The 9,615-nt window shown below is 63.5% G+C and carries 10 protein-coding genes; 6 read left to right on the top strand and 4 right to left on the bottom strand.

All coding sequences use genetic code 11. The features are described from left to right. The first annotated feature begins 149 nt into the window (after nt 1-149). Genes NKH30_RS32740 through NKH30_RS32720 form a run of 5 tightly spaced genes read left to right on the top strand, consistent with a single transcriptional unit; the run spans nt 150 to nt 5,355 of the window. Nucleotides 150-941, top strand: coding sequence for an ABC transporter ATP-binding protein (locus tag NKH30_RS32740; protein WP_352819765.1), 792 nt, complete (start codon nt 150-152; stop codon nt 939-941). After that, nucleotides 938-2,185, top strand: coding sequence for an SfnB family sulfur acquisition oxidoreductase (locus tag NKH30_RS32735; RefSeq protein ID WP_352772557.1), 1,248 nt, complete (start codon nt 938-940; stop codon nt 2,183-2,185). Before NKH30_RS32740 ends, NKH30_RS32735 begins: the two co-directional genes overlap by 4 nt. A gap of 33 nt (nt 2,186-2,218) precedes the next feature. Then, the gene (gene ssuD / locus NKH30_RS32730) at nt 2,219-3,394 is read left to right on the top strand and encodes an FMNH2-dependent alkanesulfonate monooxygenase (protein ID WP_352503581.1); all 1,176 of its coding nucleotides are present in this window, start codon (nt 2,219-2,221) and stop codon (nt 3,392-3,394) included. After that, nucleotides 3,391-4,809: an FAD/NAD(P)-binding protein gene (locus NKH30_RS32725; protein ID WP_352819763.1), complete on the top strand. Its 1,419-nt coding sequence runs from the start codon at nt 3,391-3,393 to the stop codon at nt 4,807-4,809. The genes ssuD and NKH30_RS32725 overlap by 4 nt, the downstream gene beginning before the upstream one ends. Before the next feature lie 27 nt (nt 4,810-4,836). Then, nucleotides 4,837-5,355: a flavin reductase family protein gene (locus tag NKH30_RS32720; RefSeq protein WP_352819761.1), complete on the top strand. Its 519-nt coding sequence runs from the start codon at nt 4,837-4,839 to the stop codon at nt 5,353-5,355. 333 nt (nt 5,356-5,688) lie between these two features. Here NKH30_RS32720 and NKH30_RS32715 read toward each other — a convergent pair whose 3' ends face one another. Next, a complete protein-coding gene (locus tag NKH30_RS32715) occupies nt 5,689-6,306 on the bottom strand; it encodes a cupin domain-containing protein (RefSeq protein ID WP_352453637.1) in 618 nt (205 codons plus the stop codon). A 494-nt stretch (nt 6,307-6,800) separates the two neighbouring features. Here NKH30_RS32715 and NKH30_RS32710 point away from each other — a divergent pair, with 494 nt between their 5' ends. Then, a complete protein-coding gene (locus NKH30_RS32710) occupies nt 6,801-7,124 on the top strand; it encodes a hypothetical protein (RefSeq protein WP_352998127.1) in 324 nt (107 codons plus the stop codon). A 377-nt stretch (nt 7,125-7,501) separates the two neighbouring features. Here NKH30_RS32710 and NKH30_RS32705 read toward each other — a convergent pair whose 3' ends face one another. From NKH30_RS32705 to tnpB, 3 genes are all read right to left on the bottom strand, one after another. Then, entirely contained in the window at nt 7,502-7,735 is a 234-nt protein-coding gene (locus NKH30_RS32705; protein ID WP_023731894.1) for a hypothetical protein, read from the bottom strand. A gap of 2 nt (nt 7,736-7,737) precedes the next feature. Then, on the bottom strand, nt 7,738-9,414 hold the full coding sequence (gene tnpC / locus NKH30_RS32700; protein WP_352720067.1) for an IS66 family transposase: 1,677 nt from the start codon (nt 9,412-9,414) through the stop codon (nt 7,738-7,740). Nucleotides 9,415-9,480: 66 nt separating this feature from the next. After that, nucleotides 9,481-9,615 (bottom strand): IS66 family insertion sequence element accessory protein TnpB (gene tnpB / locus NKH30_RS32695; protein ID WP_352998130.1); only part of this gene is annotated, 135 nt, incomplete at its 5' end.

Here is a 9,615-nt window from a genome sequence, read left to right as displayed (position 1 = left end):
CCTCGTGCGCCCCGGCCAGCCTCCTTTAAAACCGCACCACCCCCCCCCCCGTCCATCCCCCGCTCCTGGGGGCGACCCAATTCTCCCCACACCCCCGGCCCCGCCCCCCGGGGCCGGCCCGCGATTTCCTGCCTATTGCGGAGTCATCGATGTCCAGCCCGGAAAATCCGATCCTGTCGGTCAGTCGCGTGGAGGCCGTCTACAACGGCGCCATCGCCGCCCTGCACGGTGTCGACCTGTCGGTCGGCAAAGGCGAGATCGTCGCACTGCTCGGCTCCAACGGCGCCGGCAAGACGACGCTGCTACGCGCCGTATCCAATCTCCTCCCGGCCGAGCGCGGCACTGTTACCGCTGGTCGGATCACTTTCGACGGCGAGGATGTCTCCAGGGCAAGCCCCTCTCACCTCGTCCGCAAGGGTCTGGTCCAGGTCCTCGAGGGCCGACACTGCTTCCGCTCGCTGACGGTCGAGGAGAACCTTCTGACCGGCGCGCTCGGGCGTTCGTCTTCCCGCACCGGCGTCAAGGCCGACCTCGACCGCGTCTATGCGCTTTTCCCCAGGCTCACCGAGAAGCGCCGAACCCGGTCCGGCCTCACCTCCGGCGGCGAGCAGCAGATGACGGCGATCGGCCGCGGTCTGATGTCGCGGCCGAAACTCTTCGTGCTGGACGAGCCTTCGATGGGGCTGGCGCCGCTGATCGTCGACGAGATTTTCAGCGCTTTGAAGCGGCTCAATCGGGACGAAGATCTTTCGATCCTTGTCGCCGAGCAGAATTCGGCAGTGGCGCTGAAATATGCCGACCACGCCACCGTGCTCGAAAACGGAAAGAGCGTGCTGGAAGGGTCGGCCACCGACCTGCGCCAGCGCGACGACATCAAGACCTACTATCTCGGCGGCACGCCGCTTCCATCGCAACATTTTCCCCAGGAGACCGCAGCATGACCATCCAATCGAAGCAGCCGTCCGATATCCGCAGCGCCGTCCCCCCGGTTGAGCGTCCGTCGGCCAGAGCGCATGTCATCAAGACCGACGCCGAGGCGATCGCTGTGGCGGAAAAACTGGCCGCAGACTTCGCCAAGGACGCCTCCAGGCGGGACCGCGAGCGCATCTGGCCGAAGGAAGAGCTCGATGCGTTTTCGCAGAGCGGCCTGTGGTCGATCAACGTGCCGAAGGCCTATGGCGGACCGGAACTCTCCTATGTGACGCTGTCGAAGGTGATCACCATCATCTCGGCGGCCGATCCGTCGCTCGGCCAGATTCCGCAGAACCATCTCGGCGTCGTCGCCGCCATCCGCACCGTCTCTGACGAGGCCCAGAAGCAGCTGCTCTTCGCCGAAGTTCTGTCCGGCACGCGGTTCGGCAACGCGTTCTCGGAATTCGGCTCCAAGCGGGCGGCCGACTTCGAGACCAAATTCGTCGACGCTGGCGACCACGTCGTGGTCAATGGCCAGAAATTCTATTCCAGCGGCGCGCTGCTCGCCCATCTGGTGCCGATCGTGGCGCTCGATGACGAGGGCCGGGCCTGGTATGCCATCGCCGATCGCGGCGCGCCCGGACTGACGGTCATCGACGACTGGTCGAGCTTCGGCCAGAAGACGACGCTGTCCGGAACAGTCCTGCTGGACAATGTGAAAGTGCCGAAGACGCATCTCGTCCCCGGCTACAAGGGCTATGACCGGCCGACGGCCGACGGCGCCATCTTCCAGATCATCCAGGCTGCTGTCGATCTCGGCATCGCCAACGCGGCGATCGACGAAACCGTCAGCTTCGTGCGCACCAAGTCGCGCGCGTGGATCGACAGCGGCGTCGATCATGCCTGGCAGGATCCCTACACTATCCAGGCCGTCGGTGACCTTCGCCTGCGGGCCAATGCGGCGCAGGCCGTTCTGGACAAGGCAGGGCTGGCGGTCGACCGCGCCGTGGCCGATCCGAACGATAAGACCGTCGCGGAAGCGCAGATCGCGGTTGCCGAATCCAAGATCCTCACCACCGAGATCGCCATCAACGCCACCAACAAACTGTTCGAACTCGCCGGCACGCGATCCACACTGGCCGAGCACAATCTCGACCGGCACTGGCGCAACGCCCGAACCCACACGCTGCACGATCCGGTGCGCTGGAAATACGCGATCCTCGGCAACTATTACCTGAACGACGTCAATCCGCCGCTACACGCCTGGAGCTGAGCGAGAACGTCGTAAAGTCATAGAGGACTGTTCATGAGCACTGCCATCCCCGACAGGATCAAGGTCCTGTGGTTTCTTCCGACCCATGGCGACAGCCGCTATCTCGGCACCTCCGAGGGGGGCAGGGCGGTCGACCTGCCCTATCTGACCCAGGTCGCCAAGGCCGCCGACGCCATCGGCTATTACGGCGCGCTGCTGCCGACCGGCCGAAGCTGCGAGGACAGCTGGGTCGTGGCGTCGGCGCTGGCGCCGTTGACGCAGCGGTTGCGCTTTCTTGTTGCCGTCCGTCCCGGGCTGCAGTCGCCGACGCTCGCGGCGCGGATGACCTCGACGCTCGACCGCATTTCGGGCGGGCGCCTGCTCATCAACGTCGTCACCGGCGGCGACCCGGTCGAGAACAAGGGCGACGGCATCTTCCTCAGCCATGACGAGCGCTATGAGGTGACGCGGGAATTCCTCGATATCTACAAGGCCGTGCTGCGCGGCGAGACCGTTGCCTACGAAGGCAGACATTTCCGCATCGAGGACGGAAGGCTGCTGTTCCCGCCTGTGCAGACGCCGCATCCGCCGCTATATTTCGGCGGCTCGTCGGAGGCGGCCAATGCGGTCGCCGCCGAGCAGATCGATAAATATCTGACCTGGGGCGAACCGCCGGCTGACGTCGCCGCAAAGGTCGACCATGTGCGCGGCCTTGCCGAGAAGGCCGGACGCCAGGTGAGTTTCGGCATCAGGCTGCATGTCATCGTTCGCGAAACCAATGACGAAGCCTGGGCCGATGCCGACCGCCTGATCAGCCGCCTGGACGACAAGACGATCGCCGAGGCGCAGAAGGTTTTCGCGCGCATGGATTCCGTCGGCCAGTCGCGCATGAGCCGGCTGCATGGCGGCCGTCGCGACAAACTCGAAATCAGTCCGAATCTGTGGGCCGGTGTCGGCCTGGTGCGTGGCGGCGCCGGCACCGCTCTGGTCGGCGATGCGGCTACGGTGGCGGCACGGATCGATGAATACCGGCGCATAGGCATCGATACATTCATCCTGTCCGGTTACCCGCATCTGGAGGAAGCCTATCGCTTCGGCGAACTTGTGTTGCCGCAGTTGCCACTCGATCACGAGATCTCAACGCGGCAGACGGCCGTCAACATGGGCCCCTTCGGCGAAACCGTGGCCGGCGACCATCGCCCGTCGGCGCTGCGCGCGAGCCAGTCTTGAGCGCCAGCGCACCGATCATAGCGATTGTCGGCGGCGGCTTTTCAGGTGCGGCGACTGCGTTTCATCTGGCGCGACTGCTCCCGGCCGGTGCATCCGATATCATGGTCGTCGAGCCCCGCGAGGGGCTCGGCTATGGTCTGGCTTACTCCACGGCCGATCCGGCGCATCGTATCAATGTGCCGGCGTCGAGAATGACGCTGATCTCCGGCCAGGACAGCCACTTTGCCGACTGGCTGGAGCAGACCAGAGCCATTGTAGACGATGCCGAGGCTATTGCCGCCTACGGAGCACTCTACCCGCAGCGTCGCGTTTTCGGGCGCTATGTGGAATCTCATCTCCGGCCCTTCCTTCTCAGCAAAACGATCCGCCATGTCAGGTCCGCCGTCGCATCGGTCGAGCGCACCGGCGAGGGCTACAGTCTGATCCTCGCTGATGGCGGGGCGCTCGCTGCCGACGCCGTGGTGATTGCGACGACGCATCCGCCGCCGGCCTTGCCGATGCCCCTGAAGTCCGTGGCTGGCACAGCCGGGCTGGTGGCCAATCCCTATGATCTCGAGAGGCTGGAAGCGATCGGCCGCGACGACCGTGTCCTGGTCGTTGGCACCGGACTGACGTCGGCGGACGTGATTGCAACGCTCGACCGCAAGGGGCATCGTGGCCACATCGTCGCGCTGTCACGTCACGGCTATCGCTCGCGCAGCCAAGCCGCGATGCTGGCCGATCCAATTGGTGATTTCACGACCCTTCCTTCACGAAGCGCAACGGCACTATTCAGGCGCATCCGGGTAACGATCCTTGATGCCAAGCGTCGGGGCGAAGACTGGCATCCGGTGCTCGATGCCGTCCGACGTCAGGGACAAACCATCTGGCAGGCCTTGCCGCTGGCCGAGCAGCGACGTGTGGCGCGCAATCTTCGTGCGCTCTGGGACGTGCATCGCTTCCGCCTCGCTCCACAGATCGCGGCCGTGCTTGATCGCGGCGTTGCCGAGGGCAGGCTTGCCTATCGCGCCGCAACGATTGTCGGCGCCGAACAGGTCGACGGACGCATTTGCGTCAGGCAGCGGCTGCGTGGCCAACGCAGCCTCGTTGTCGAGGCTTTCGACAGAGTGATCGTGACGACAGGTCCGGCACATGCCGATATCTTGCGGACCAACACGGCGATTGCGGCGCTCGAGCGGATGGGATTGGTCCGGCTCGACCCGATTGGTCTCGGTTTGGAGACCGACAGCCAAGGCCGTGCGGTCGGCACATCCGGGCGCCCGACCGACAGCATTTTCGTCAGCGGGCCATTGGCGCGAGGCAGCATCGGCGAACTGATGGGAATTCCCGAAGTCACCGCACATGCCGAGCGCATCGCCGCCGAAATTCACCAATGGTTGGGATACCAAACGGCGTTGCGTCGCAAGGCGTCGTGAAGCTGCAAACACGATGAGGCTATCCAGATGACACTGACCGAACGCGTTCCCCTAGTGGAAACCTTAGTGGAAACCCGGGTTCCCCTGAAATTTGCGATGCGACACCTGGCCGGAGCTGTCTCCGTGGTCACCGCCGGTGTTGGCGACGAACGGACGGGCGCAACCGTTACCACCGCCCATTCCCTATCGGTCGAACCAGAGGTGATGGTTGTCAGCATCAATCTGAACTCGTCTACCTGGGCAGCCATCAGCCGGCATCGGCATTTCTGCGTGAATGTGCTGCGTGCCGACCAGATCGCGATTGCCGACCGCTTTGCCGGGCGCGGTGGCCTGAAGGGGTCGGCGCGCTACGAGGGCGCTCGCTGGTCCAGCCTTGCAAGCGGCGCACTGGCACTCGACGAGGCGCTTGCCGCGGTCGACTGCGCGGTTGAGGATACTATTATTCGCCACAGCCACGCGCTGATCCTCGGCAGCGTCCGGCATGTGGTGAGCGGAGAGCCGGGCCCGGCGCTGATCTATCATCACGGCGCATACGGATCGTCGTAAACGTATTTCGGTTCCTGGTGCTTGGCGGCGCGGTGAAGGTCCAGGCATTCAAATGAAGGCTTGATCTAGAATGCCTTGGAGAGAAAACAGTAAAGGGGAGGCGGGTCTTTTGGCGTCCAGCCAGAACCGCAGGCTAGAAGTGATTCCCAGCCATTTTGTCGCCCGTCACAATGTTACAAAACTCATCGTAAGTAGTTGATTTTATTATAGATACCTAGAGTTCAATCCTCTCTCGCAGCACCATCGAATTCAGCATGCACCTGTTAGCGTCAACTGGTCGCCGACTGTCTGCAACAGGTGGAGAGCGGAAGTATCATCCCGGGAAATGTCGCCTCAATCGAGGCTGGCCGGCGACGAGAACGGCTGATTGGCGTCGACCACGAAGATGGCCAGCTCATCGAGATCGGTTGTGCCGGCGCTGAACACCTCCATCGGCGTGTTGGCCCCGTGTCCGATCATTGCCGTGCCAGCTTCAGCATAGGTCACTCCGTGGGGCGTTCTCTGGCCGAGCTTGCCGGCCAGCACATAGAAGGCCTCCGGTCCCGGATGCGTATGGATCTTCGTCTTGACGCCGGGCGCTCCACCGGCGCGGTTGACACGCAGCAAATACTCGCTTGCGCTGATCGGAGGGATCGGTCCGATCTCGACGACCTTGGTTCCGCCGGTCGTAGAGCCATCCTTCGGTCCAAGCGTGAACAGCCAGACCTTGCCTGCGACCTCGGCCGCAAGCGAGGTCGGGCCCGCAACGCTTTGGGCTTGCGCCAGCGTTGGCAGATTATCCAGCCGCCAGTACAACGGTCCGGAGGGCAGTTCCTTCACCTTTTTCTCAACCACCGGCTCGACGGCGAATTTGCTGTCTGCGGGCATTGAGGCTGACGTCATCAGCCCGAAAGCACACACCGAGAATATAAGCAGGCCAATACGACGGGCGCTGAGGGAATGCGGCTTCATGGTTGGTCCTCCCTTTCATGGTCGTCCCCTCGACCCAATATTAACTATAGCATATGTACCGACTTACGGCACGGACCAAGTTTCGAGCGAGCTAAAGCGCCTGCCGCCAAAGAAGACTGTTCATGATGCCAAACCCTCTAGGGAGAGTTTTCAAGCGTTGGAACTAGGTGTCGCGGTGGCATTGGCTGCGATGACGAGTGCCAGCAGCGCAAGGCGTGGCTCCTCCGCGTCGTCAAATGGGTAGCTGACGGCCCCCGTTTAGAGTTCGAAGCAGTCTTGCCCCCAGGCTACTGTGTCTGACGTGAGTCCAACGGTCCAGCCGTCCAAGATCGGCCCGCGCATGGCGGCCAGCCCCGTTCGGGCGGGCGCCCGAAAATGCCTGAGGTGCCAAGCATCTCGCCATGCTAGGAAAATGCCAAGGTCGAGGCACAGCTCCGCTCGCACGCGCCATGATGCGCGTCCAGTCTGCCCTGCTGCAGGCGGCTTAACAAAGCTTGCAGCCGGGAACAACCACTCAACGACTCGCGTTTCTTGCCAAGGCCCGCTTCTTTTGCAACGGGGCGGCGGGCGTCGAAGGCTCGCAAATGTCGCGCCGGCGTTTCAATGGCACTCGCCTCAGCCCTCACGATTTGGCTATTTGTGAACGCGTGTTTGATCAGGTTTGCGCAGATGAGCACATTGACCCTCTAAGCCTGGATGCCGAAGCCTTGGCGGTGATGATTGTCGCAATCTTCCGAAACGTGACTACCAATGAGCGCGAACTGCTGGAGGAAGTTAGGTCTCTTCGTCGCTCAAAAGGCGCAGAGAAGGCGCACTAGCTAGGCGGCGTTCCGAGGCGAATTGTTCTAGTCCCGCATTGGCACAATCGGATTGGCATCTGAATTGCTCATTGAGAATCGCCAGAGTGTAGCCACCGAGCTTGCGAAGGGGACGGAAATGGGCTTAGCCGAAGACTTATCGGATGTCGCGCTCACATTCGAATGTCCGGATTGCTTGCATCCGGCGGTAAGAAAGGGCTCTGCACTAAGAACAATCGCGCACTTCAGATGCGACGGGTGCAACGCCAAGGTGCGGATGACCTATCCGCAGAAGCTCGCGATCTTCGAAAAGCACAGGCTATTGGGTACGCATCCGGTGAAGACCGCAGACGTGCGCATCCGGCAGCCAGGAGAACCTGAGCACCGGAGTGCTGGGGTCAAGCTTTCTTTGGGGAGACGCGATGATATTCTTCGAGGAGGAGTTTGACCTCCTCGATGCCTTCATCGGTGAAGGCCAAGATCCCGTCGTCATCGTTGGCGCCGTAGACCCAGATGACGCCGTCCTCGGGCTCGAGACCGAGGGTCAGGTCCTGGATGAGCGCTTCGCTGACGCCGAGGTCCCTGGCGACACGATCGACGGTGTAGACGTGATGCACCTTATTGCGCTGCATGATCAGGCCGCCGCTGGTTGGGTCCGCAATTTTGCGGATCTCCAATTCCACGGCAGCAAATCATCGATCCGATGGGCCGGATAGGCGGGCAGTCGGGCGAGGACGTCGGCGAGCCAGGCCTGCGGGTCGACATCGTTCATCTTGGCGCTGACGATCAGGCTGTAGAGAACGGCCGCGCGCTGTCCGCCGCGATCGGAACCGCAGAAGAGCCAGGACTTTCTGCCGAGAGCGATGCCGCGCAGGGCTCGCTCGGCTGCATTGTTGGATAGGCAGATCCGCCCATCGTCGAGGAACCGGGTGAAGGATGACCAGCGGCGCAGCATGTAGTTGAAGGCCTTGGTCAGGTCGTGCCCGCGCGAGAGCTTGTCGCGCGTCTTGATCATCCAGCGCTCGAGCTCGGTGACCAGCGGCGCGCTCCGCTCTTGGCGCACGGCGTGGCGTTGGGCCGGCGACAGGCCGTTGATCGCGCGCTCGATATCGAACAGGGCATCGATGCGCTTCACGGCTTCGACCGCCAGCGGATAGACCAGGTTGGGCTTCTCGCCGTGCGCCTTCTTGCGCGCCGCCGCTTCGACATCGGCCAGCTCAAACACTTTGCGCCGGCTGTGGGCCCAGCAGCTGGCCTCCAGAACAGGCGCCGGCTGACGACCCGTCGCATAGAGATCGCCATAACCACCAAAGGCATCGGCCTGCAGAATGCCGCTCCAGCCGGCGAGATGCGTCGCGGGATGTTCGCCTCGGCGATCGCGGGAATAGTAGAACACTGCCGCCGGCGGATCGGCGCCGCCGAACGGTCGGTCATCGCGCACATAGGTCCATAATCGGCCGGTATCGGTCTTGCCCTTGGCCAGGACCGGCACCGTCGTGTCGTCGCCGTGCAGACGCGAAGCGGCCAGCACATGGGCTTCGAGCTGCTTGAACAGCGGCATCAGCGCCGCGGCGCCGGCGCCGACCTGGTCGGCGAGCGTCGACAGGCTGAGCGGCACGCCTTCGCGGGCATAGCGTTCGGCCTGGCGGTTAAGCGGCTGATGCTGGCCGAACTTCTCGAACAGGATCATCGCCAGCAGGCCGGGACCGGCCCAGCCGCGCGGGGTGGCGTGGAAGGGCGCCGGAGCCTGGCTGATCGTCTCGCAGTCGCGGCAGGTGAACTTCTCCCGCACGTGCTGGATCACCTTCCATTGCCGCGGCACCACCTCCAGCGTCTCGGTGATATCCTCACCCAGCTTGCGCAGCCGATGACCGCCGCAGCAATGGCAAGCGGCCGGCGCCGGCTCGACCACGCGTTCGCGCGGCAGATGCTCGGGAAATGGCTGGCGCGCCGGTCGCTTGCGCATGTAAGGCGCCACCTCGGTGGTCCGGGCCGCGGCCTGTTCGGCGGCGATCTCGTCTTCCGTCGCGGTGCTCTCGAGTTCCTCGAAGGTGAGTTCCATCTGGTCGTGCAGGCGGGCTGAGCGTTCAGAACTCTGACCATGCAGCGCCCGCTGCAGCTTCCGGATCGTCAGATGCTGATGCGCGATCAGCGCCGCATCATCCGATGCCTTGGCCCTGGCGACCGCCAGTTCGGCCTCGACCAGCGCAGCGCGCGCGGCCTCGTCTTCGGCTCTGGCCAGCGCCGCAGTCAGCGCTGCTCTCAGCGCGCCAATATCGTCCGGAACAGCATCCTGGGCGGTGGCAACCATGCCCTGGAGTGAATCATAAAACGCGTCCGCTGACTCGCGGAAAATGGCGCAAACTCAAAGAAAAACTCAGCCCGCGCGCTGCGGGCGGAACGTGTGAAGCGGGTTGCGCCAATCGATCCCGTCGAGCATGTAGGCGAGCTGCGCCGGTGATATGGAAACCGTGCCGTCCGCCGGCGACGGCCATAGAAACCGGCCCTTCTC

This window comes from Mesorhizobium sp. M1273 (assembly GCF_040318195.1).
Lineage (GTDB): Bacteria > Pseudomonadota > Alphaproteobacteria > Rhizobiales > Rhizobiaceae > Mesorhizobium.
The sequence above is the reverse complement of the archived record's forward strand: the minus strand, read 5'-3'. Positions and strand labels throughout refer to the sequence as shown.

Bases quoted from the DNA above. Each gene is read 5' to 3' on its own strand.
- NKH30_RS32740 (WP_352819765.1), top strand. From the start codon at position 150: ATGTCCAGCCCGGAAAATCCGATCCTGTCGGTCAGTCGCGTGGAGGCC.
- NKH30_RS32735 (WP_352772557.1), top strand. From the start codon at position 938: ATGACCATCCAATCGAAGCAGCCGTCCGATATCCGCAGCGCCGTCCCC.
- ssuD (WP_352503581.1), top strand. From the start codon at position 2,219: ATGAGCACTGCCATCCCCGACAGGATCAAGGTCCTGTGGTTTCTTCCG.
- NKH30_RS32720 (WP_352819761.1), top strand. From the start codon at position 4,837: ATGACACTGACCGAACGCGTTCCCCTAGTGGAAACCTTAGTGGAAACC.
- NKH30_RS32715 (WP_352453637.1), bottom strand. From the start codon at position 6,306: ATGAAGCCGCATTCCCTCAGCGCCCGTCGTATTGGCCTGCTTATATTC.
- NKH30_RS32705 (WP_023731894.1), bottom strand. From the start codon at position 7,735: ATGCAGCGCAATAAGGTGCATCACGTCTACACCGTCGATCGTGTCGCC.
- tnpC (WP_352720067.1), bottom strand. From the start codon at position 9,414: ATGGTTGCCACCGCCCAGGATGCTGTTCCGGACGATATTGGCGCGCTG.